General features: G+C 65.3%; 23 protein-coding genes and 2 tRNA genes. 14 read left to right on the forward strand and 11 right to left on the reverse strand.

The window, feature by feature from the left end:
- Window positions 1-55: 55 nt before the first annotated feature.
- From B9C43_RS17450 to B9C43_RS17470, 5 genes are all read left to right on the forward strand, one after another.
- Window positions 56-544 (forward strand): tRNA adenosine deaminase-associated protein, encoded by a 489-nt coding sequence (locus B9C43_RS17450; RefSeq protein ID WP_033392707.1) that lies wholly within the window; start codon window positions 56-58, stop codon window positions 542-544.
- Window positions 541-996: a nucleoside deaminase gene (locus B9C43_RS17455; protein WP_268811567.1), complete on the forward strand. Its 456-nt coding sequence runs from the start codon at window positions 541-543 to the stop codon at window positions 994-996. Before B9C43_RS17450 ends, B9C43_RS17455 begins: the two co-directional genes overlap by 4 nt.
- Window positions 997-1046: 50 nt before the next feature.
- On the forward strand, window positions 1047-1259 hold the full coding sequence (locus tag B9C43_RS17460; RefSeq protein WP_033392708.1) for a CsbD family protein: 213 nt from the start codon (window positions 1047-1049) through the stop codon (window positions 1257-1259).
- A 60-nt stretch (window positions 1260-1319) separates the two neighbouring features.
- Window positions 1320-1883 (forward strand): RNA polymerase sigma factor, encoded by a 564-nt coding sequence (locus tag B9C43_RS17465; RefSeq protein ID WP_084427559.1) that lies wholly within the window; start codon window positions 1320-1322, stop codon window positions 1881-1883.
- A gap of 32 nt (window positions 1884-1915) precedes the next feature.
- Window positions 1916-2002, forward strand: a tRNA-Ser gene (locus B9C43_RS17470).
- A 187-nt stretch (window positions 2003-2189) separates the two neighbouring features.
- Here the strand turns inward: B9C43_RS17470 and B9C43_RS17475 are convergent.
- Window positions 2190-3191: an ArsR/SmtB family transcription factor gene (locus tag B9C43_RS17475; protein ID WP_084427561.1), complete on the reverse strand. Its 1002-nt coding sequence runs from the start codon at window positions 3189-3191 to the stop codon at window positions 2190-2192.
- Window positions 3192-3555: 364 nt separating this feature from the next.
- On the opposite strand from B9C43_RS17475, the gene B9C43_RS17480 reads away from it, so the two are divergent.
- From B9C43_RS17480 to B9C43_RS17490, 3 genes are all read left to right on the forward strand, one after another.
- Complete coding sequence (locus tag B9C43_RS17480) at window positions 3556-4266, forward strand: hypothetical protein (protein WP_033394274.1); 711 nt, start codon at window positions 3556-3558, stop codon at window positions 4264-4266.
- 121 nt (window positions 4267-4387) lie between these two features.
- Window positions 4388-5164 (forward strand): hypothetical protein, encoded by a 777-nt coding sequence (locus B9C43_RS17485; protein WP_143446372.1) that lies wholly within the window; start codon window positions 4388-4390, stop codon window positions 5162-5164.
- 235 nt (window positions 5165-5399) lie between these two features.
- Window positions 5400-6203 (forward strand): hypothetical protein, encoded by an 804-nt coding sequence (locus B9C43_RS17490; protein ID WP_084427565.1) that lies wholly within the window; start codon window positions 5400-5402, stop codon window positions 6201-6203.
- Window positions 6204-6700: 497 nt separating this feature from the next.
- On the opposite strand, the gene B9C43_RS17495 is transcribed toward B9C43_RS17490, so the two are convergent.
- Window positions 6701-8023, reverse strand: coding sequence for a BNR-4 repeat-containing protein (locus B9C43_RS17495; protein WP_084427567.1), 1323 nt, complete (start codon window positions 8021-8023; stop codon window positions 6701-6703).
- A gap of 212 nt (window positions 8024-8235) precedes the next feature.
- On the opposite strand from B9C43_RS17495, the gene B9C43_RS17500 reads away from it, so the two are divergent.
- Together B9C43_RS17500 and B9C43_RS56695 are read left to right on the forward strand one after the other, a co-directional pair.
- A complete protein-coding gene (locus B9C43_RS17500) occupies window positions 8236-10626 on the forward strand; it encodes a lamin tail domain-containing protein (protein WP_084428272.1) in 2391 nt (796 codons plus the stop codon).
- A 31-nt stretch (window positions 10627-10657) separates the two neighbouring features.
- Complete coding sequence (locus B9C43_RS56695; RefSeq protein WP_160096547.1) at window positions 10658-10807, forward strand: hypothetical protein; 150 nt, start codon at window positions 10658-10660, stop codon at window positions 10805-10807.
- A 35-nt stretch (window positions 10808-10842) separates the two neighbouring features.
- On the opposite strand, the gene B9C43_RS17505 is transcribed toward B9C43_RS56695, so the two are convergent.
- A complete protein-coding gene (locus B9C43_RS17505; RefSeq protein ID WP_143446374.1) occupies window positions 10843-12162 on the reverse strand; it encodes a pentapeptide repeat-containing protein in 1320 nt (439 codons plus the stop codon).
- A 71-nt stretch (window positions 12163-12233) separates the two neighbouring features.
- Window positions 12234-12323, reverse strand: a tRNA-Ser gene (locus tag B9C43_RS17510).
- Window positions 12324-12425: 102 nt separating this feature from the next.
- Between B9C43_RS17510 and B9C43_RS17515 the strand changes: the two genes are divergently transcribed.
- On the forward strand, window positions 12426-12830 hold the full coding sequence (locus B9C43_RS17515; RefSeq protein WP_084427569.1) for an RpiB/LacA/LacB family sugar-phosphate isomerase: 405 nt from the start codon (window positions 12426-12428) through the stop codon (window positions 12828-12830).
- Here the strand turns inward: B9C43_RS17515 and B9C43_RS17520 are convergent.
- A complete protein-coding gene (locus B9C43_RS17520; protein WP_084427571.1) occupies window positions 12827-13417 on the reverse strand; it encodes an NADPH-dependent FMN reductase in 591 nt (196 codons plus the stop codon). The two genes, B9C43_RS17515 and B9C43_RS17520, sit on opposite strands and share 4 nt — an antisense overlap.
- Before the next feature lie 63 nt (window positions 13418-13480).
- On the opposite strand from B9C43_RS17520, the gene B9C43_RS17525 reads away from it, so the two are divergent.
- Window positions 13481-14053, forward strand: coding sequence for a TetR/AcrR family transcriptional regulator (locus B9C43_RS17525; RefSeq protein ID WP_084427573.1), 573 nt, complete (start codon window positions 13481-13483; stop codon window positions 14051-14053).
- Here B9C43_RS17525 and B9C43_RS17530 read toward each other — a convergent pair.
- Together B9C43_RS17530 and B9C43_RS17535 are read right to left on the reverse strand one after the other, a co-directional pair.
- Entirely contained in the window at window positions 14034-14369 is a 336-nt protein-coding gene (locus B9C43_RS17530) for a hypothetical protein (RefSeq protein ID WP_084427575.1), read from the reverse strand. The genes B9C43_RS17525 and B9C43_RS17530 overlap by 20 nt on opposite strands.
- Window positions 14370-14422: 53 nt before the next feature.
- Window positions 14423-14722: a hypothetical protein gene (locus B9C43_RS17535; protein ID WP_051897710.1), complete on the reverse strand. Its 300-nt coding sequence runs from the start codon at window positions 14720-14722 to the stop codon at window positions 14423-14425.
- 235 nt (window positions 14723-14957) lie between these two features.
- Between B9C43_RS17535 and leuA the strand changes: the two genes are divergently transcribed.
- The gene (gene leuA / locus B9C43_RS17540; RefSeq protein ID WP_033392912.1) at window positions 14958-16745 is read left to right on the forward strand and encodes a 2-isopropylmalate synthase; all 1788 of its coding nucleotides are present in this window, start codon (window positions 14958-14960) and stop codon (window positions 16743-16745) included.
- On the opposite strand, the gene B9C43_RS17545 is transcribed toward leuA, so the two are convergent.
- The 4 genes from B9C43_RS17545 to B9C43_RS17560 form a co-directional block, all read right to left on the reverse strand.
- Window positions 16726-17049, reverse strand: a complete 324-nt coding sequence (locus B9C43_RS17545) for a hypothetical protein (RefSeq protein ID WP_143446375.1) — start codon at window positions 17047-17049, stop codon at window positions 16726-16728. The two genes, leuA and B9C43_RS17545, sit on opposite strands and share 20 nt — an antisense overlap.
- 167 nt (window positions 17050-17216) lie before the next feature.
- On the reverse strand, window positions 17217-18032 hold the full coding sequence (locus B9C43_RS17550; protein WP_084427579.1) for a tyrosinase family protein: 816 nt from the start codon (window positions 18030-18032) through the stop codon (window positions 17217-17219).
- 16 nt (window positions 18033-18048) lie between these two features.
- Entirely contained in the window at window positions 18049-18348 is a 300-nt protein-coding gene (locus B9C43_RS17555; RefSeq protein ID WP_084427580.1) for a tyrosinase family oxidase copper chaperone, read from the reverse strand.
- 101 nt (window positions 18349-18449) lie between these two features.
- Complete coding sequence (locus tag B9C43_RS17560) at window positions 18450-19304, reverse strand: LysR family transcriptional regulator (protein ID WP_084427582.1); 855 nt, start codon at window positions 19302-19304, stop codon at window positions 18450-18452.
- 74 nt (window positions 19305-19378) lie between these two features.
- Here B9C43_RS17560 and B9C43_RS17565 point away from each other — a divergent pair, with 74 nt between their 5' ends.
- A complete protein-coding gene (locus tag B9C43_RS17565) occupies window positions 19379-20407 on the forward strand; it encodes a LacI family DNA-binding transcriptional regulator (protein ID WP_235038661.1) in 1029 nt (342 codons plus the stop codon).
- The last annotated feature ends 185 nt before the right edge of the window (window positions 20408-20592 follow it).

Here is a 20592-nt window from a genome sequence, read left to right on the forward strand (position 1 = left end):
CGCCGATGGGGGCTGGTTCTTCCGGGTGAACACCCGAGGGGAATACGGTGTGCACATGTCTCTCCAGGAGCCAGTCGCCGGCTTCGCGGTAGCGGTCGTCCGGGAGGACGGCAAGTGGCGGTGCGACTCCATGGGCGCTGGCGCCCTGCGTGAGCTCGATTCGGCGATCACCGAGCTGCGCAAGATCCGGTCGACCGGAGCGGTCTTCGGCATGCTGGCCGTCGACGACGAGTTCTTCCTGCTGATCAGGCCAAGCCCAGGCGGGATGTCCCTGTTGTTGTCGGACGCCGCGGCGGCGCTCGACTACGACGTCGCGGCGGACGCGCTGGACCTGCTGCGGGTCGATCCGCCGGACGAGGAGGACGACGAGCTGTGGCCGGAAGGCTCGCTGGACATCCTCGCCGACCTCGGCCTGCCCGCGCCTGAGCTGCAGGTGATCACCGGCGAGGTGGATCTCTACCCGGACCAGCAGCTCCAGATGATCGCCCAGCGGTGCGGGTTCGCCAGCGAGTTCAACGCGCTGCTCGACCGTATCCAGCAGTGACCGATGAGGAGCTGATGCGGTCGGCGTTGGCGGTGGCCGCGGATGCGGTGAACACCGGTGACGTGCCGATCGGTGCTCTTGTGCTGGATCCGTCCGGTGTGGAGCTCGCCAGGGCGTGCAACGCGCGTGAGGCCCTGGGTGACCCGACTGCGCACGCCGAGATCCTCGCCTTGCGCGCGGCAGCCCGTGAGCTGGGGGACAGCTGGCGGCTGACTGGCTGCACGCTCGTCGTCACGGTGGAACCGTGCACGATGTGCGCGGGTGCTCTCGTGCTCGCCAGGATTGACCGCGTGGTGTTCGGCGCGTGGGAGCCACGTACCGGCGCCGCGGGGTCGTTGTGGGACGTGATCAGGGACCGAAGGCTCAACCACCGGCCCGAAGTCGTGGGCGGCGTGCTCGAGGAAGAAGCGGCCGCGTTGCTGGAGGAGTTCTTCCGGTCACATCGGATGTGACCCAGATCACATCGCGGTGTGCCACTCCCTGGAACGGGAATTCCATAGCCATGAGTGGCTTCGACAAAGTGAAGGACAAGGCCGAACAGCTGATCGGCAAGGGCAAGGAAAAGCTCGGTCAGATGACCGACAACGAGGAACTGGAAGCAGCGGGCAAGCGCGACCAGCTCAAGGGCGAGGTCAAGGAAACCGGCCACGACATCAGGGACAAGGCCGCAGGCGCCGCCAAGGACGCGAAGGACTCGCTGCGCGACGATAAGTGACTCAGCGTCCACCGGCTGCCACGATGGCGGCCAACAACATTTGCGTTGGAGGACAGGCGATTGCCGAGCCACGAGCCGTCCAGTGTGGAAGATGACGCGACGCTGGTCGGCCGTGCGCTCGACGGCGATCAAACAGCCTTCGCTTGCTTGCTGGGCCGTTACTCCGACCGGATCCTCCTGATGGCCACGCGCATCCTCGGCGACCGCGCGGACGCCGAAGACGTGGCGCAGGAGGTGTCCGTGATCGCCTGGCGGCGCCTGGCTGAACTCACACAACCTGCGGCGGTGCGCACCTGGCTGTTCCGGGTGACGCACCGCCAATGCCTGCACGTATTGCGCGTACGCCGCGCCCACGACCGCATCGACGCGGTCCCCGACGTAGCGACGAACAACCCAGCCAGTGACCCACCCCGCATGGCCGAATCCGTCGCCGCCTTCCACGCCCTAAGCACAGCCCTGGCCCAACTCCCACCACCACAGCAGCGAACCTGGCTGCTCGCCGAAGTCCACGGCTTGCCCCACATGGAAATCGCCCGCCTCTCCGGCGGTACGGAGCAAGCCGCCCGCGCCCGCCTCGCCAGGGCCCGGGTGCGTCTCGCCGCTGAAATGCGGGCGTGGCGGTAAGGCCCGTCAGGCCGTCCGGTAAGCTCTTCGGCGGTAGCGTGTCCGAGCGGCCGAAGGAGCACGCCTCGAAAGCGTGTGAGGGTTCACGCCCTCCGTGGGTTCAAATCCCACCGCTACCGCTCGGTCGAGGGACCTGTGTCCGCGGAAAGCGCGGACCAGGTCCCTCGCCATAATTTTGGGGGGACGACCCCCCAAACCCCCCGAAGGCGGGCTTCGCCCGCGTGCCGCAGTCATTGGCGCGGCCCCAAACCTGAAGGTGGCGTTGGCTCGCCCGGCAGACCTGCCGGGCGTTTGTCATCTCGGGACTCAAGCAGTCAGGAGCGATGGCGCAGTCGGTCTGCGTTCGTTCGACAGCAGCGACTCGCCGAGCGGGGTCAAGGTGTGCAGGACCGCAGCCCCTCGGCGCTGGGTCTCGATCAGGCCGGCTTCGCGAAGTACAGCCGTGTGGCGACTTACAGACGCGAGTGAAGTTGCCACACGACGGGCCAACTCGGTCGTGGTCGCGCCGCCGTCGACGGCGTGCAGCACTGTGGCGCGGGTGTTGCCGAGCAGGTCTGCCAATGACTTGGTGCCTGCGATCTCCCAGTGTGAGTCGTGGTCGATCGGGTAGACGAGGGTCGGCGGGAGTTCGGGGTCCGCTAACGCCACCGGCGTACCTCTGCAGAAGAACGACGGCACCAGGCGCAGTCCGCGGCCGCCGAGGTAGAGGTCGCGCTGAACGGGATAGTCCACTTCGAGTACCGGTGCGCGCCATCGCATCGTCGGCGCGAACCCGGCGAGCAGTTGGTCGATCCCGCCGTCGAGGAGGTCACGTCCCCTGCGCTGCCTGTCGGCGTCCACTCTGGACTGGATCTGGGTGTCCAGCGGCTTGATCGCGCCTTCGTAGTACGCCCGCAGTGACTTGTCCAATGCGGTCAGAACTTCGGGTTCGCCGTCGGACATCCGGCGCACCCACGTCGGTAACTCCGAAGTGGTCGCCAGTCTCGCGATTTCCGTGCTCAGCCGGACTCTTGGTGTGCTGAGCACCGCTTCCATGCCCGCGTCAAAGCCTGCCGCGGCTTGTGCCGGCGTCATGAAGTCGGGGAAGTACGGACCACGTGGACTCAACGCGGCCAACGCAACCAGTCCCGGCCGCAGCTGGGACGAGCCGGACTGCGGCCGCATCTGTTCCACCCAAGGCCGCAGGACCAGCGCAGTGTCCTGTTCGAACAGCCGACGACGGCTGAGGACCATCTCCCAGAACGGATCCGCGGCCGCGGCCACTCTCGTCTGGATCAAGTCGGCAGTAGTGAAATGAATCCTCAGCACCTTAGACACCCCCAGTGCGAAGCCACCCCTTCCCTTCAAGACGTGCCGCCGGGCCCACAGGTTGCCACGAGACGACAGACTCGCCCCTCCCGTTCGGTCCATCGCCGAACGTGTCCGGAATGTTTCCAATGAGCCGCAAGAGTGTGGTGTGTCATGGCGGCGCGCCGCCACTGTTTTCCCGGAGTTCGGTTCGGTGACGACCTGCCCACGGTCCGTGGCAAGGACTGGTCGCACGGGCTGATCACGACAAGGTTTGGACACGATGGGGCGTCGCTGTGGGCACACCGCCCCCAGCGCGTGATGTTTTCGCCGTCTCGAGCGATGTGCGGTTGTAGGGCCGAACGGAGCAGAGGGGATGGCTGCCATGGGAAGCGACAACGAAGCCGCGGGTGCCTCGGCGGCGGTTGAGTCGATCGGTGTTCAAGCGACCACTGACGGCTCGTTCATGGAGGTCAACCTCCAAGGCCAACTGGTGCGGTGGACACGATCGGGCAACTCGTTCACGTCCCAGGTGCGCGGCTCCGGCTGGGGACAGACCCACGCGATCACCAGTCTTGACGAGAACACGTTCCTCGAGATCAAGCCGGACTACCGGCTGTCGAAGTGGACGTGGAACGGCATCACGTACATCGAGGCCGTCGTCGGGCAGGGCTGGAACAACGCGCGGCTGATCACCGGCATCACGTCGAACCGGTTCATCGAGATCAACATGCAGGCCGAGTTGGTGCTCTGGGAGTTCGGTGCGGGCAACCAGCTGACCCCGTCGGTGATCGGCTCGCAGTGGGGCGCCACCCGGTTGATCGCGGGCAAGGGAAACATCAACTTCATGGAGGTCAAGGGCGACGGCGGCCTCGCGGACTGGTACGACTTCGGCTGGGGCCAAGGCGTTCAGCAGGTCTTCCACGATGGTATGGACCTTTCCGACGTCCGGCTGATCGCGGGCATCGACCTCGACCGGTTCCTCGTCATCGACACGCCTGCCGGTGATCTGTTCGAGTACACACTCGACCCCGAGCTGGGCTACGTGAAGGTCCAGCGCGGCAATGGGTGGAACAACGCACGGCTGATTGGCTGACGTTTCCGCTGTGGCGCAACGGTGTGGTGAACGTGTGGTCCCACGCGCGAGTCTGGTGCGGTACTGCCAGAGCGAGCGAATAGAGGGGACGCAAGCAGTGCGATTCACCAAACTAGCGACCATGACGGCCGTTGTCGCCGCGATGTTCATCGGTGCGGCGGGTACGGGTTCCGCGGTTGAGGGCCAGCCGCTGGTCCCGCGGGGCGGCGTGAACATCAACGAGACCCGCGACGTCTCCGCGCAGAAGACCGACGGCGAGGTCTTCATGGAGATCAACAACCAGGGCAACCTGATGTTCTGGTCGAGATCCGGCGAGACCTTCACCGGGCAGCAACGCGGTAACGGCTGGCAGAACACCAGGTTGATCACCAGCCTGAGCCGCGACCGCTTCCTGGAGATCAACGGCGCCAACGACCTCGTGCTGTGGACGTGGACCGGCAGCCACTACACCCCCAAGGTGGTCGGCACCAACTGGGGCCCGGCGCGACTGGTCACCGGCATCCACTCGCACGCGTTCCTGGAGATCAACGACCAGGGCCAGCTGCGCAACTGGTACTTCAACGACAACTACGACATCCTCGGCTACGAGCAGATCGGGTCCGACTGGCACAAGACCCGTGCCATCGCGGGCAAGGACTTCGTCGACTTCGTCGAGATCAAGGGCGACAACTCGGTCTCCGAGTGGTTCGACTGGAACAACGCGGGGCACTCGCTGCAGGAGATCCAGTTCACTGGGGCGGACTTCAGCAACGTCCGGTTGATCATCGGCACTGACTTCTACCACTTCGTCACGGTCCGCGAGGACGGCCTGCTGGTCGAGTACACGCTCGGCAGCGACGGCTACTACTACGAAGGCCTGCGCGGCAACGGCTGGGGCAACGCGCGTCTGATCGGCTGAACAGGCGTCCACAACAGCATGATCACGGTGGGTCCGTCACAGGCGGACCCGCCGTCTTATGTGGAGCGTTCGGCCGAACGGCCGAACGGCTTCGTCCGAAGTGGCTGATCCCGAGCGGTGAAGTGATGTTTCCACTGTGGCGCAACAGTGTTGTCCGTCGTGTCGGAAACCCACGAGAATGGTGGCAGGTCGTAAAACGACCGACAAGCAAAGGGGAGACCTCAAAGTGCGACTCATGAAGGTGGCGGCGACTATCGGTGTCGCCGTGGCCATGGCCATCGGTGCCGCGGGTACTGGCTCGGCTGCGCAGAACGACTACAGCGACCAGAAGGTCAAGGTTCCCGCCAAGGACAGCGGGGTCAGCGCACAGCGGACCAATGGGCACTCCTTCTGGGAGATCAACGCTTCGGGTGAGCTGAACTACTGGTACCGCTCCGGCGAGAGCTTCGAGCGCAGCGTTCGTGGTTCGGGCTGGCACAACACCCGGCAGATCACTTCGCTGAACGCCAACGTGTTCCTCGAGATCAAGCCGGACTACCGGCTCGCGCGCTGGACCTGGACCGGCAACGGGTTCATCGAGGAGATCGTCGGTACGGGCTGGCAGCCCGCCAGGGTCATCACCGGTATCGACGACAACCGGTTCCTGGAGATCAAGCAGGACGGCACGCTGACCGAGTGGACGTTCACCTCGGGCGGGCTGTCGGCGTCCAACGTCGGTGCGGGCTGGCAGAACGCCAGGACCATCGCGGGCCTCGGTGGCCCGCAGGACCACGTGATCGACTTCATGGAGATCAAGAACTCCGGTGCGGTCTCCGAGTGGTACTCCACCGGCGGTCCGTTCGAGGAGTGGCCGTTCGGCACCGTGAACTTCTCGGATGTTCGCCTGATCGCCGGCATGGACGCGGACCACTTCGTGTTCATCCCGAACGACGGCTCGCTGTGGGAGTTCGCTCTGGTCTTCGATGAGACCGAGCAGCAGTGGTACTGGGTTGCGGCTCAGCGCGGTGCTGGCTGGGGCGGCACGCGGCTGATCGGCTGATCTGGCTTAGCGACTGAATAGGACGATGGCCTCGCTGGGAACGGCGGGGCCATTTTCTTTGGGTTTGTTTGGGAGCTTGTGGGGTGGGGCTTCGCTTTTTGGTCGCCTTCGGCCCGCTCTGTGGTTGCTTTCGGCGCTCTTGGGTCGCCGCGGCGCGCTTGTGGGTTGCTGCGGCGCGCGCTGTGGTTCTTTCGGCGCGCCCCTGTGACTGGTCGGCGCGATTTGGTGTGGAGCCTCTGCGCCGCAAAGCAGGACCAACACCGCGGGCAGGACCTGCGGCCCTGCCCGCCGACAAGCTTATTTGCGGCGCCACTCCACACAAAATCGCGCCGACTACTGCTTAGGGCGCGCCTCTTCGTGCTCCGGGCGCGCCTCCACTGTGCTTCTGGCGCGCCTCCACTTTTGGGCTGGGCGTGCCTCTGCTTTGCTTTTGGTTGCCTTCGTTTGGTTTCGGGCGCGCCTTTGCCGTTTGCTTGGGCGCGCCCTTCACCCTTGCTCTACCTTCCGGCCACGTAGATGTCGCCGTCGGCGATGGCTACGTCGCGGGCGCTCGATGCGCCGCTGGCCAGGATTCGTGCTGGGTCACGGAAGTTGCCGATCACTTCGACGCGCTGAACTGGCTTGCGGGTGGGGATCACGGTTTCCGTGCGCCAGTTCTTTCCGAAGGTCAGCAGGTATGTCTCGATGTTCGGTTGACCGTCCCTGGTCGCGTACACCCGCCAAGTGGCCAGGTTGACCCGTTCGACCTCGCGTGTCCGCAGGCCCGAGGCGACCTGCTGGGTTTCCCAGGTCCGGCCGTTCCACACGCTTGCGTGGTTCAGTTGCGTGCCCGTTGTGTTGTCGAACGTGAACCACAACAGGAACGGCCTGCCGATGTTGCCGCCGACCTGCTGGATGTAGTCCGGGGATTTCAGGGTGCCGGTTGGTCGCTCCAGTGGCGTTTCGGCGACTTTCAGGTGCGTTTCCTGGTCGGCGTCGTCGATGTCGTAGCCGAGGTCACGCCAGCTCGCCGAGTAGAAGTGCAGGTTGTACGGGTTGAACACCGCGTAGTAGATATTGCGGTGGTAGTAGTCGTGCACGTGCTGCGTGGGTCCGCCGCCTGCGAGGGTGTAGACGATGTGCACCAGACCGGTCAGTGGGTCTTGCCGCAACTGTCCGATGTAGATCTCGTTCATGTTGTCCGGTCGCGAGGTTGAGCCGATCGCGAACGGCTTTCCGGTCAATTCCACCGAGTTCTTCCACGTCAGGCCGTTGTCCTTGGACACGAGGTACTTCATCGGCCTGGTGTCGGTCGGGGTGACCTTGTCGATGTCACGCGTGGTCTCGCGGTAGAACACGAAGAGTGTTCCATCGACCGTCTTGAAGGGCATCGGGTAGCTGGCGGCCTTACCCGCAGGTGCCTCGTAGGTCGTCCAGTCGCCGTCGAGCGAATGCGGCTGCGGTGCGCGGCTGATCACCGTCGCGGTGTTGTGCATGCCGCGGACCAGCAGGATGTGCCCGTCGTTGGCCTGGATCATGGTCGGGTAGTTGTGCGGGTCGGATTGCCCTGCGGCGATGAACTTGGGCGCCGACCAGGTCTTGCTGCGGTGGTCGTACGCCTGCACGTAGGTGTCCGCCGCCTTGCCCGACCACGAGATGAACGTCTTGTTCACCTTCGCGTCGTACAGACCGCCTGCGACCGGTCTGCGGTCGGTCCGGGACGCGACCTCGGTGGCCGGCGTCATGACTGTGAACGACTGAGCCGCCTGGACGGCAGGGGCAAGTGCCACCGCCGTCGCCAGGACCGTCAGAGTCGTCAGAATGCGCTGCGTTGGGCGCATATAGATGCCTCCTGGTCAATCTACCCAGGCGGCGGGAGCGACCACATGTTTTCACATCGGCTGCCGTGAGTGAAGAGGCCGAACAGTTGCCTCCGCGTACTTCCTTCGTTCACTCGGCCGGGGGACGATGCCACGGTTGATTTCATGAGGAGGGACAGAGCGTGACCTCATCCTTACGCGGGCTCGCCGTGGCGGCGTCCGTCGGGCTTGGCATGGTGCTGGTGGTTCCGGCCGCGAGCGCCGCACCGAGCGCGGACATCCTGATCGGCGAGGTCTACGGGGGCGGCGGCAACTCCGGCGCCACGTTGACACAGGACTTCATCGAGTTGACCAACGTCGGGACGGCACCCGTCTCGGTGGCCGGGTGGAGCGTGCAGTACCTGCCTGCCGCACCGAGCTCGAGCAGCCGCTGGCAGGCGACACCCCTCACCGGATCGGTGCAGCCGGGCAAGACCTACCTGGTCAGCGAGGCGAAGGGCACAGGCGGATCCGTCGAGCTGCCTGCGTCGGATGCGGTGGGCACCATCCCGATGGCCGCGAGTGCGGGCACGGTCGCGCTGGTGAAGAGCACCGAGCTCCTGACGTGCCTGACCGCTGCGGATTGCGTCGCGGACACCCGAATTCACGACCTGATCGGTTACGGCAACGCTACGGTGCGTGAGACCGCTCCGGCGGCCGCGACCAGCAACACGACCTCGTCCGCCCGCGTCAACGCCACCGACACGGACAACAACTCGGTCGACTTCGCGTCCGGCGAGCCGAGTCCGCGCAATGCCGCGGGTGAAGGCCCTGGCGGCGGTACGCCACCGGTTTCCGCGAAGATTCACGCCATCCAGGGCATTACGCGCGTTTCGCCCTTGGCGGGCAAGAAGGTCGCGGACGTGACCGGTGTGGTCACCGCGATCCGCGCGTTCGGTCAACAGCGTGGTTTCTGGTTCCAGGACACCGCTCCGGACGCCGACGTGCGCACCAGCGAAGGTCTTTTCGTGCTGACCGGTTCGGCGACCCCGAACGTCAAGGTCGGCGACGCGGTCGTGGTGGCGGGAACCGTGAAGGAAGCGCTGCCCAACGACGACGCGAACTCGACGTTCCAGTCGCTGACCGAACTGATCGGCGCGACGTGGACCGTGTCGTCGGCGGGGAACCCCTTGCCACAAGCGGAAAGTATCGGTGCGCTGCCGGCGGGCTACGTGCCGACCGGTGGAAACATCGACTCGCTCGAGCTGAAGCCGGCCGAGTACACATTGGACTACTTCGAGTCCAGGGAAAGCATGCGGGTCGCGGTCGCTGACGTTCGCGTTGTCGGCCCGACCACGGAGTTCAACGAGTTCTACGTGACCGTGCGGCCGGACGAGAACCCGACTGCGCGCGGCGGCACCCTGTACGGCGGTTACGACCAGCCGAACCCCGGCCGGTTGAAGGTCATGTCGCTGATCCCGTTCTCGCAGCGGCCTTTCCCGCAGGTCAACGTGAACGACAAGCTCACCGGCCGGACCGAGGGCCCGTTGGACTACTCCAACTTCGGCGGGTACACGCTGCAGGCCACCACTCTCGGTGAGATCGCCAGTGGCGGACTGAAGCCGGAGAAGACCCGCAAGCAGCGCACGGGTGAGCTCGCGATCGGTACGTACAACGTCGAAAACCTCGACCCAGGCGACGAGCAGACCAAGTTCGACCGGCTGGCCGCGGGCATAGTGGAGAACCTGGCCACCCCGGACATCGTTGCGCTGGAGGAGATCCAGGACGACAACGGCGTCACGAACGACGGAACGGTGTCGGCCGATCAGACCTTGCGGAAGTTCACCGACGCGATCGTCGCCAAGGGCGGCCCGCGCTACGAATGGCGGCAGATCAACCCGGCGAACAACGCCGACGGCGGTGAACCGGGCGGGAACATCCGGGTCGCGTTCATCTTCAACCCAGCCCGTGTGTCCTTTGTGGATCGGCCGGGTGGTGACGCCGCGACGCCGGTACAGGTCGTCAAGCAGCATGGCCGGGCCGCGCTTTCGGTGTCACCGGGCCGGATCGACCCGGGCAACGCGGCGTGGGAACGGTCGCGCAAGCCGTTGGCCGGTGAGTTCGTGTTCAAGGGCCGCAAGGTGTTCGTAGTCGCGAACCACTTCAACTCCAAGGGCGGCGACCAGTCCGTGCACGGCCGGTTCCAGCCGCCGAACCGGGTGACCGAAGACCAGCGGATCAAGCAGGCGATCACGTTGCGCGCGTTCGTGGACAGCGTGCTCGCGGTGGACCGCAAGGCGAACATCGTGCTCGCCGGTGACCTGAACGACTTCCAGTTCTCGCCGGCGTTGGCCGAACTGACCAGGGGCGGCGCTGTCCGTGCCCTGATCGACACATTGCCGGTGAACGAGCGCTACACCTATGTGTTCGAAGGCAATTCGCAAGTGCTCGATCACACACTGATGAGCAGAGCTCCGCGCGGTGTGGACTATGACGTCGTTCACATCAACGCGGAATTCGCCGGTCAGGCCAGTGACCACGACCCGCAGGTGGTCCGGTTCCGGCCGAGTACCGGCGATGAGTGGCTGGATCTGCTGTTCGATCTGTTCGACCTCATCGAGCAGGCACACGCCTCCCATAGGTAGTGTCCACTTTGACACGAAGAGGAGGGCGTGGATGAGTTCGGACAATCAGGAACAGGTGGTAACCCGGCGGCCAAGCCACGCGTTGCCGGACGACGCCGAGGGGCCGCACCCCCTGGTGGACCTGTCACGTGACCCGCACCCGGGTATCGCGGATCACGCCAAACCGGACGAAGAGGACTAATTGGCGCGCCGGGGCTTGAGTCTGACGCCGACGACTCAAGCCCCGGCGCCCGATGAGTGCGAAACCACCCGCGCCCAAGTACCTGGCCGGTCAGGGCGTTCCCCCGCACCGTCGCAGACGGTCCAGCCCGAGGGCAACGAGACCGAGACGTCCGCAACATCCGTGCGCGCCCAAGCAGACTCGAATGTGACGTTCGAGGCGAACCCGTCGTCGGTGAACTCGGCGTCTCCGGCGAACTCGGCTTCGCTGAAATCCGCGTCGCCTGCGAAGACGGTCTCGCGAAACCAGGCGTCCCCCTCGAACTTGGTAGCGGCGAAGAAGGCGCCCTCGGGGAACTTCACTTCGGCGAATGACGCCCCATCGGCGAACTTGGTGCCGCTGAACGCCGGCCGGTCGGCGAACTCGGCGTAGTTGAAGGTGGCCTCATTGGCGAACTCCGCGTCGGTGATCATGGTGTTCCCGCTGAACTTGGCTCCCATGAACAAGGCGCTGCCGGCGAACTTGGTCCCCATGAACCATGCTTCCCCAGCGAATGTGGCCGCCTGGAACGAGGTGTCCGCGGTGAACTCGGTGAGGTCGAACGTGGTGAACCCGGTGAACGACGCCTCGTCGAACCAGGCTCTGCCGACTCGGCCGTCGAGGAGGGTGAAGTCGATGAGCGTCGCGCCGGACAGATCGATATCGATGGCAGGCCAGAACGTGTCCGGCTGCGCCGGGCGCAGATGTGTGGTCAGGATGCGTTGCGCGGTCAGCCGAACCTCGCGTTCCTGCTGGGCCGCGTTCGCACTGTCGCGCACCGGCGCGGACACCGTCGGCCGATGCGCGGGCAGCGGGTGACCTGGCCGAATCGGCCGCCGATACCCCAAGCGCCGCGGGCCGGCCGGGTGAATGGTCGGCGCGGTGTAGGGCATTCGCAGGTAGGCGCAGATCACGTCCACAATGGTTTGGCGCTGGGCGGGATTGCTTTGTCCTACGCGCTCAAGGGCATGCAGTGCGGCCAGCCGCACAGGCGCCTTGTCGGACCCGAGTTGGTCGACGGCCTTCAGGTAGAGCTCAGTGATCCGCCGCTCAGCAGCGTCCTGCTCGGCATGCAGCTGGACCTGCTCCTTCTGCGCGAGATCCCGCTCGGCCGTCTGCTGCCGACGCGCGGCAAGCAGCAAGGCGATGGCACCACCAGCCCCCAGCACCAACGACCCGACCGTCCGGATCGCGTCCAACCGTGCTCGGTCGGCCTCGCTACCACCACCGAAGTTGGCCAGCAGCAGCCACGCAGCCCCGGCTGCCAGCAGCACCACCAGTGCCGCACTGATGACGATCGAGCGATTGGAAAGCACCCGGCCGGATTTCTTGCTCACGGCCGGTCATCGTGCCGCACCCGGCACCACCATGAAAAACGCCGGTCACCTTGACGGCGACCGGCGATCTGTGGCGGAGGATAGGGGATTTGAACCCCTGAGGGCTATCACACCCAACACGATTTCCAATCGTGCGCACTAGGCCACTATGCGAATCCTCCGCCGGAGAGGTTACCGGATGGGGTCTGGACCAGCCAAAACGGGTGGTCGCAAGCGCCTCGACGTGCGGTGATGGGCTCGCGACCCGGGGGTACGGTTGGGACATGCGAATCGCTTTCGCCGCAGACGACGAGAACGAGACCACGAAGGCTGTCCTGGACTACTTGGCGGCCGAGCACGAGGTGGTTCGCCCGGCACAGGGTGAGTCCTGGCCACAGCTTGGCGCGGCGGTGGGCCAAGCCGTGGTCGACGGGGACGCGGATTTCGGCATCGTGATGTGCTGGACCGGTACGGGCACCGCGATCGCGGCGAACAAGGTTCCCGGTGTGCGGGCGGCGCTGGCCTGGGAGGCGTGGATCGCCGAAGGCGCTCGCAAGTGGAATGACGCGAATGTCCTTGCGATGAGCCTGAAGCGGCTCGCGCCGGACGTGGCGGTCGAGGTGACGAAGGCGTTTCTTGGCGTCAGCGAACCGGATCCGGACGAGGCCGCCAACATCGCGCAGCTCTAAACGGCGTACGGCACAGCGGTTCGAGCGTCGCGCAGAGCGGTGCCCCACCACGTCAGTTGGTCGAGCATCAGCTTGGCGTTCTCGTTGTGCGTCTCGGCGTCGACCGGTTTGCCGTCGGCGTCGAATTCCATCCAGTAGCGGTGAAAGCTGACCTGGTCTCGGACGGTCGTGGCGTGCAGTTCGGCGAAGACTGACCTGAGCTGTTCGACCGCGCGCAGGCCGCCGCCGATCGATCCGTACGACACGAAGCCGATCGGCTTCGCGCGCCACTGGCTCCAGTGCCAGTCGACGAAAGCCTTGAGGGAAGCCGGAAAGCTGTGGTTGTACTCCGGCGTGACGATCACGAAGGCGTCCGCGTCCGCGAGAACCTCAGTGGCCGCGGCCAACGCCGACGGCCGTGCCGGTTCGGCCATGGCGGGTGGTTGCGGCGGCATCACCAGAGGCAGTTCGACCTCGGCGAGGTCGATCACGGAGATCTCGAACTGACCGTGCTGCCGGGCGTAGTCCACGAACCAGTCGGTGATCAGCGGGCCGCGGCGGCCTTCCCGCACGCTGCCCACGATCACGGCGAGTTTCATCTGAGCCATGAAGGTAAAGTACAACGTGCATGGCAAATTTGTAAAACGGTCGTTGTATCCATAGGAGGTCGAGTGGTCCGGGCGGACAAGCGGGAAGCGGTCATGCAGGCGGCGATGAAGGTGTTCGGCCAGGTCGGCTACCTGCTTGCGAGCATCGACGTGATCGCGGCCGAAGCGAATGTGTCGACCAGGACCATCTACAACCACTTCGACAACAAGGAGAAGCTGTTCGCCGAGGTGCTGCTGACCAGTTCACGTCAGGTGGCCGAGGCGCACGAGGCACTCATCGACCGCAACCTCAACGACGCCACCGATCTGGAAACGGCGCTGGTGAACCTCGCGGAGGACTGGAACCGGCCGACCCCCCAACTCGCCGACCACTTCGCGCTGAGCAGCAGGATGGCCGCCGAGCGGGAGCACTTCCCCAAGGAGATCTACGAAGCCTGGCGGGAAACCGGGCCGTGGCGGGTGCAGCGCGCACTGGCGTCGAAGTTCGACGAACTACGTGACCAGGGCAAACTGGATATGCCCGACACCAGGTTCGCCGCCCATCTGCTGAGCGTGATGTTGACCGAGGGCAGGGACTACAAGCAAGTCGTGCACGCGTTCCTGTACGGCTACGTGCCTAGGCGAAGCGCCGGATGATCTTGGCCAGGACACTTGCGGCGATCAGCCAGAACAAGGCCGCGATGCCGTAGTTGACCAGCACGAACGCCTTCGGGTCGCTCGGCGTGAACAGATCACGGAACCCGAGGGCGAGCGGATCCGCCCAGGAGGCGAAGAAACTCGTGATCCCGTTGTTCGGATTGGCGTTGCCGACGGTCAGCAGGATGTGAATGACCAGGATCAACGTGCACAGCAGGCCGACCCATCGGACCACACTGGCCACGATGCCAACGACCTGCGCACGAGTGACCCCCGCGCTCTCGGACGAGCGCCCTGATTCGGCGTGCTGGGCCATGTCAGGAGTCTGGCACGGCCCAGCAGCTTTGGCTACTTCCCAGTAACAAACCGTTACCGGCCAATGATTCGCGCCAGGATCGACCCGATGACCAGCCAGAACACGCCTGCGAGGCCGTAGTTCAGTATCACGTCCAGGTTGTAGTTACCCGTCGCGAACAGGCCAGGGAAGAACAGCGCCAGCGGTTCGGCGAGCGACTGGATGAACGTGAAGAAGCCGTTCGTGGTGTTCGCATCCAGGACGATCAGCAGGATGTACACGGCTTCGATCAGTGCGAAGATCGCCGTGACCCCGAACACAACCCGAGCCGCCGTTCCCCGCCCGCTCGTGACATGCCATCTGCGAGTAGTCATATCTTGGGGTTCACCTCGGCGGGCACCCGGAAACCCCGCTGAACGGAGTAACCCGCTCCGCCCAGCATGTGGGACGCCTGGTTTACGGATCAGGGGGTCGGCTCGCTACTGTGGTGCCGTGGCTCGATCCCTCCTGCTTCGCTGCCGCGACGGGGCCTGACGAAAGACCGGCTCCCCGCCGCGGAGCTCAGCGTTGCCGCCGGTCGTCCGCTGATGAAGCTGGAGACCTCTTTCGATGACCACAAATCCCGATTCGTTCCGCTCGTCCCGGATCCGCAAGCCCGCGCGCCCGGCGCCCGCCGACCAGCCGGTATGGAACGCCCAACTCGGTTCCTCGATGCCGGTACACCGGTACCGGCCGTTCGCCGAGGTGGTCGAGGACGTGACGCTGGCCGACCGGACGTGGCCGGACAACAAGATCACCACGGCCCCGCTGTGGTGCGCGGTCGACCTGCGCGACGGCAACCAGGCGCTGATCGACCCGATGTCGCCCGCCCGCAAGCGCCGGATGTTCGAGCTGCTGGTCAAGATGGGCTACAAGGAGATCGAGGTCGGTTTCCCCGCGGCCAGCCAGACCGACTTCGACTTCGTCCGCGAGATCATCACCGAGGACGCGGTCCCCGAGGACGTACGCATCCAGGTGCTGACGCAGTGCCGTCCCGAGCTGATCGAACGCACCTTCGAGGCCCTGCAGGGCGCGAACAAGGCGATCGTGCACATCTACAACTCCACCTCGATCCTGCAGCGCCGCGTGGTCTTCCGCGAGGAGCGCGAGGGAATCAAGAAGATCGCCACGTCGGCCGCGGAAATGGTGGCCGAGCTGGCGGACAAGTACACCGACACCGACTTCCGGTTCGAGTACTCGCCCGAGTCCTACACCGGCACGGAACTGTCCTACGCCGCCGAGGTCTGCAACGCCATCACGGAGATCTGGCAGCCCACGCCGCAGCGGCCGGTGATCCTGAACCTGCCCGCGACCGTGGAAATGGCCACGCCGAACGTGTACGCCGACTCGATCGAGTGGATGCACCGCAACCTGGAACGCCGCGACTCGGTGATCCTGTCGCTGCACCCGCACAACGACCGCGGGACCGGCGTTGCCGCTGCTGAACTGGGTTATCAGGCCGGAGCGGACCGCATCGAGGGCTGCCTGTTCGGCAACGGCGAGCGCACCGGCAACGTCTGCCTGGTGACGCTGGGCATGAACATGTTCAGCCAGGGCATCGACCCGCAGATCGACTTCTCCGACATCGACGAGATCCGCCGGACGGTCGAGTACTGCAACCAGCTGCCGGTCCCCGAGCGCCACCCGTACGGCGGTGACCTGGTGTTCACCGCGTTCTCCGGCAGCCACCAGGACGCCATCAACAAGGGCTTCGACGCGCTGCGCGATGCCGCAGACAAGGCGGGCACCCCGGTCGACCAGTTCGAGTGGGAAGTCCCGTACCTGCCGATCGACCCGAAGGACGTCGGCCGCACGTACGAGGCCGTGATCAGGGTGAACTCGCAGTCCGGCAAGGGCGGCGTGGCGTACGTGATGAAGACCGAACACCAGCTGGAGCTGCCGCGCAGGCTGCAGATCGAGTTCTCCGGCGTGGTGCAGAAGATGACCGACAGCGAGGGCGGAGAGGTCAGCCCGGCCCAGATGTGGGACATGTTCTCGGCCGAGTACCTGTCGGCGACGTCCCCGCTGACGCTTCAGCGGCACCGGCTGTCCGACGACGGCCACGGCCACGACGAGATCGCCGCGGTCGTGCACGTCGAAGGCGACGAGCACGAGGTCAGGGGCAACGGCAACGGCCCGATCGCGGCCTTTGTGGACGCGCTGGCCAGCGTGGGCTTCGACGTCCGGGTTCTTGACTACACCGAGCACGCCCTCACCGCGGGTGACGACGCGCGCGCCGCTGCCTACGTGGAGTGCGCGGTCGGAGACCGTGTGTTGTGGGGTGTCGGCGTCGACTCGTCGATCGTGACGGCGTCACTGCGTGCCGTCGTATCGGCGGTCAACCGAGCAAATCGATAGAGCTCAGGGAATCGGGCTGGTCAGGCATGCTGACCATGATCCCGATCCCGATCGCGACCGCGATCAGGCCGGCGATGACACCGATGGCGGCCATCCCGCCATCGGTGGCCCGGCCCTTGCGCGCGCGAATGACTCCGATGACCCCGAAAAGCACGGCGAGTGCCCCGAAAACGGTTGCGAGCAGACCGAACAACACGGACAGCCCGAACCCGATGCCGACGATGCCCAAAGCGAGGGCAGTCGTGGCGAAACCATTGCGGAAGATCGGCGTAGCGGCCTCTGGCGGCCGGATCGCGGCGCTCATGGGCAACTCCCGTGCGGAAGGGTCCAGGTTGGACGCTTGGCCCATAAATCGATGTTATCCACGATCGTGTTACCGAGTCGCGACCATGTCAACCTATTGGCGTACAAGGGAAAACACCCTGTGTACGACCCATTGCGCAGCGTTGTGACTTGACCGATTCCGGGAAGCTACTCGTACGTGTAGTGCGAGGAATGGTCCAGCATGTCGCGTGGTGTGACATCACCCCACGGCTGCATCACCTCGTCAATGTCCACGACGTTGGCTGTCCCGGCGACCGGTATGTAGGTATTTCTGCCGTTGCGGATCTGCCAATCGGACCACAGCTTGTCGACATGGCAATGGTGTAGCCAGAACACGGGATCATTCGGCGATCCCGCCCCCGCCATCGTGCCGTTAACCCATACGTGTACCCGGTTGTGCAGGTTCGGGCCGCGGAAACCCTCAAGGCCATTGCGAAAGCTCCCGGCCGACGTGCTGTTCCACGGCGCGGTGTCGTACGTGCGGATGTCCAGCACAGTCCGGACATCCCGAGCCGTCGGCAGCGAAACGCCGCCTGAGCCAAAGCTTCGGCGCAGGAACCCGGCTGAATCGCTGCGTACGGACAGCGGCCAGCTGGATCCCGCGAACGGACCACTGGTGACCCGGCCGTTCTGTGACGGACTCCCGTTGGGGCCCATGAAGTCCGTTGCCCACAAGGATGATCCGGCACCTGCCGTGGTCCAGTCCCAGTACGGCAGGCTGACCGTCGGATCGACGGCCTGCAGCGCACGTTCGAAGTCCAACAGGAATTTCCGGTGCCACGGAAGGAAAGACGGCGACCGGTGACCGATTCTGGTGCCGTTGTCGCTGTCGCCGTTCAGCCGGTCGATGTGCTGGCGGACAAAGGTGTCGTAGACGCCGGACTGTTTGATCGCCAGCAACGCGTTGACCAGATTGGTTTTCTCGGTCGCGGTCAGGTTTTGCTGGTTCTTGCGAACGCCCATGGATGCTCCCCCCTTCTCAGTGCACGTGCGTGACCGGGCGCAGGTCGCCGAGGGTGTCGACGGCGCGCCGGGCCGCGTCGCGCAGCGACGTGAACGACTCGTAGTGGTTGATCGAGGTGCTGTACGAGCCGTCGCCGTTGCGCATCACGTGCACGACGTCGCCGTCGACAAAGATGAGTTCGCCCTTGCCGTGGATCCGGCGGCCCGCGTAGATCTCGTCGAAGTCGGTTTGCGCGGCGAGGGCGTTCCAGCCGACGACCGCCCCGCCAGCCACCGCGGCTGCCCCGGTCATCAGCAGTTTCCGTCTGCTCAACATGACATCGACGCTATCGACTGTGCCACGGGATAAGCCGCCGCCAAGTAGCGGAAAACCTTTGGTCATAGGCAAATGCGATGACCAGACGGCCAGATAGGAGGCTAGAAAGGGCTTTCTGTGCGGTTGTTCACTGTAACGTTGGTTAACCGCCGAATCAACGCCGAAGCCGGTTCGCGCCAGTACAGCACGGTCCGCCGACGCACTGGATTGCATTGCAGCGGACGAAGAACCAAGCCGTCTGGTGCGCTGCGGGTGAACAATCCGACTGCGCGCCCGGAACGCACGACAAGGCGAGCCGCGCTGGGATCGGCGACCCAGTACCGGATCCGTGGCTCGAACCCCGCTTGCTGACAGGCCAGTCGCAGACCGCTGTCGCCGAACGGAGTGTCAACCCAGTCGTTGTCGGAAAGCTCGGACAGTCCGATGTGAGGCCGGTCAGCCAACGGATGGACCCGCGAAAGCCCGATTGCATACGGCTCGTCGGCGACCACCTTCCTGTGCACGCCGTCCGGCACCGAAAACCCGGCAGGCTCAACAGAGACGCACACGTCCAACGAACCCGCACTCAGTTGCTGCAGCAGCCAGTCGGCCGAATGATCCACGCGCACTTCGACGTCCCTGGGCAGCAGCGGGATCAACGCGAGCATCGTCGGGCATGGCTGCCCCGCGATCCGCAGCCGATCCGCGCCACCTGCGACGCTGCGGGCCGACGACACCAACTGGTCCATGTCCGCCGCCAACGTCCGCGCCTTGACCAACACCCAATCACCCAACGGCGTGGTGCGTACGCCCTCGGCTGATCGGTGGAACAATTCCCCGCCGAAGTACTTCTCGATCCGCCGGACGTTGCCGCTGACGCCCGCCTGGCTCTGACCGAGCCGGATCGCCGCCCTGCCGATGCTGCCGCACTCCGCCACGGCGATGATGGTCTTCAAATGTCCCTGTCCGAGCTCCATAATGCTTCAGATCTTCTCGTGAAATGGCCTGTTTGCGACAGTATCTTTCGACCCCTCTGGCTTATGCTCTACAGGTGGGGTCAACTCAAGACCGGCCGACGCTCGAGGATGTCGCGGCATACGCGGGGGTATCCCGCTCGACCGCGTCGCGCGCGCTGAACGAGGAAATGTACGTCAGTCCGAGGGCTCGGGAGGCGGTACTCGCGGCCGCGCGAGATCTCGGATACTCCCCGAACCAGGCGGCCCGCTCATTGGTCACCAAACGGACAGGAGCGGTCGCGCTGGTCCTGTCGGAACCGGAATCGAAGGTCCTCGACGACCCGTACTTCCTGATCGTGATGCGGGCGGCATTCCGCGAACTGGCGAACCGAGGCAGCCAGATGCTGGTGATGTTCGTCGACGCCCCCGACGACATCCCCCGCACGATGAAGTTCCTCGACGGCGGCCACGTCGACGGAGCACTGGTCTTCGCCCCGCACAGCGGCGACCCGTTGCCGGTCGCGCTGAAACTACTGCGAGTCCCAGTGGTCTTCGGCGGCCGCCCAGGCCGATCGAGCTCAGACCTGTACACAGTGGACTACGACAACACCGCAGGCGCCCAGCTCGCGGTGGAGCACCTGCTGAGTGTCGGTAAGCGGAACATCGTGACCGTCTGCGGCCCGCAGGACCACCCCGCAGCGATGGACCGATTGACCGGCTGGCGAGAAACCCTTGCAGAGAAAGGGATGCCGACCAACGGCCGCGCCGAGAACGGCGACTTCACCCAAACCGGCGGCGAAGCGGCAATGGTCAAGCTGCTGGAACGCGAACCCGACCTGGACGCAGTGTTCGCCGCCAGCGACCCGATGGCAATCGGCGCGCTGCGAGCACTGAAGGCCGCGGGGCGTCGAGTCCCCGAAGACGTGGCGATCGTGGGCTTCGACGACAACCCGAAACTGGCGCCAGCCGCCGACCCACCGCTGACCTCGGTGCACCAGGAACCAGCCGAGCAGGTCAAGCAGATGGTGGACATGCTGCTGGACTTGCTTGCGGGCCAAACTCCGGAGGAACGTCGCCGGGTGCTGCCGGTGTCGCTGGCAGTCCGGGAGTCCACAAAGGGCTAGCGGGTCATCTGGTCAGCCGGGCCAAGTCCTGGAGCGCGCCCGAAGAACGAACAGCGAAGGCGCGCCAAAAGCAAAGCGGAGGCGTCCCTAGCCCAAAGGCGCACCCGAAGAACAGTGGAGGCGCGCCCCAGCCCAAGCGAAGGCGCGCCCGGAGCACGAAGAGGCGCGCCAAAAGTGGTAGTCGG

The sequence above is a fragment of the Kibdelosporangium aridum genome (assembly GCF_900176515.1).
Taxonomy (GTDB): domain Bacteria; phylum Actinomycetota; class Actinomycetes; order Mycobacteriales; family Pseudonocardiaceae; genus Kibdelosporangium; species Kibdelosporangium aridum.

What these genes read in the sequence shown, in the direction of transcription:
- B9C43_RS17545 (WP_143446375.1), bottom strand. Translation starts at nt 17,049, where the DNA reads ATGAGCGCCGCGATCCGGCCGCCAGAGGCCGCTACGCCGATCTTCCGC.
- leuA (WP_033392912.1), top strand. Translation starts at nt 14,958, where the DNA reads ATGACCACAAATCCCGATTCGTTCCGCTCGTCCCGGATCCGCAAGCCC.
- B9C43_RS17485 (WP_143446372.1), top strand. Translation starts at nt 4,388, where the DNA reads ATGACGGCCGTTGTCGCCGCGATGTTCATCGGTGCGGCGGGTACGGGT.
- B9C43_RS17460 (WP_033392708.1), top strand. Translation starts at nt 1,047, where the DNA reads ATGAGTGGCTTCGACAAAGTGAAGGACAAGGCCGAACAGCTGATCGGC.
- B9C43_RS17530 (WP_084427575.1), bottom strand. Translation starts at nt 14,369, where the DNA reads ATGGCCCAGCACGCCGAATCAGGGCGCTCGTCCGAGAGCGCGGGGGTC.
- B9C43_RS17560 (WP_084427582.1), bottom strand. Translation starts at nt 19,304, where the DNA reads ATGGAGCTCGGACAGGGACATTTGAAGACCATCATCGCCGTGGCGGAG.
- B9C43_RS17495 (WP_084427567.1), bottom strand. Translation starts at nt 8,023, where the DNA reads ATGCGCCCAACGCAGCGCATTCTGACGACTCTGACGGTCCTGGCGACG.
- B9C43_RS17500 (WP_084428272.1), top strand. Translation starts at nt 8,236, where the DNA reads ATGGTGCTGGTGGTTCCGGCCGCGAGCGCCGCACCGAGCGCGGACATC.
- B9C43_RS17535 (WP_051897710.1), bottom strand. Translation starts at nt 14,722, where the DNA reads ATGACTACTCGCAGATGGCATGTCACGAGCGGGCGGGGAACGGCGGCT.
- B9C43_RS17450 (WP_033392707.1), top strand. Translation starts at nt 56, where the DNA reads ATGTCTCTCCAGGAGCCAGTCGCCGGCTTCGCGGTAGCGGTCGTCCGG.
- B9C43_RS17520 (WP_084427571.1), bottom strand. Translation starts at nt 13,417, where the DNA reads ATGGCTCAGATGAAACTCGCCGTGATCGTGGGCAGCGTGCGGGAAGGC.
- B9C43_RS56695 (WP_160096547.1), top strand. Translation starts at nt 10,658, where the DNA reads ATGAGTTCGGACAATCAGGAACAGGTGGTAACCCGGCGGCCAAGCCAC.
- B9C43_RS17550 (WP_084427579.1), bottom strand. Translation starts at nt 18,032, where the DNA reads ATGGGCGTTCGCAAGAACCAGCAAAACCTGACCGCGACCGAGAAAACC.
- B9C43_RS17515 (WP_084427569.1), top strand. Translation starts at nt 12,426, where the DNA reads ATGCGAATCGCTTTCGCCGCAGACGACGAGAACGAGACCACGAAGGCT.
- B9C43_RS17555 (WP_084427580.1), bottom strand. Translation starts at nt 18,348, where the DNA reads ATGTTGAGCAGACGGAAACTGCTGATGACCGGGGCAGCCGCGGTGGCT.
- B9C43_RS17480 (WP_033394274.1), top strand. Translation starts at nt 3,556, where the DNA reads ATGGGAAGCGACAACGAAGCCGCGGGTGCCTCGGCGGCGGTTGAGTCG.
- B9C43_RS17490 (WP_084427565.1), top strand. Translation starts at nt 5,400, where the DNA reads ATGAAGGTGGCGGCGACTATCGGTGTCGCCGTGGCCATGGCCATCGGT.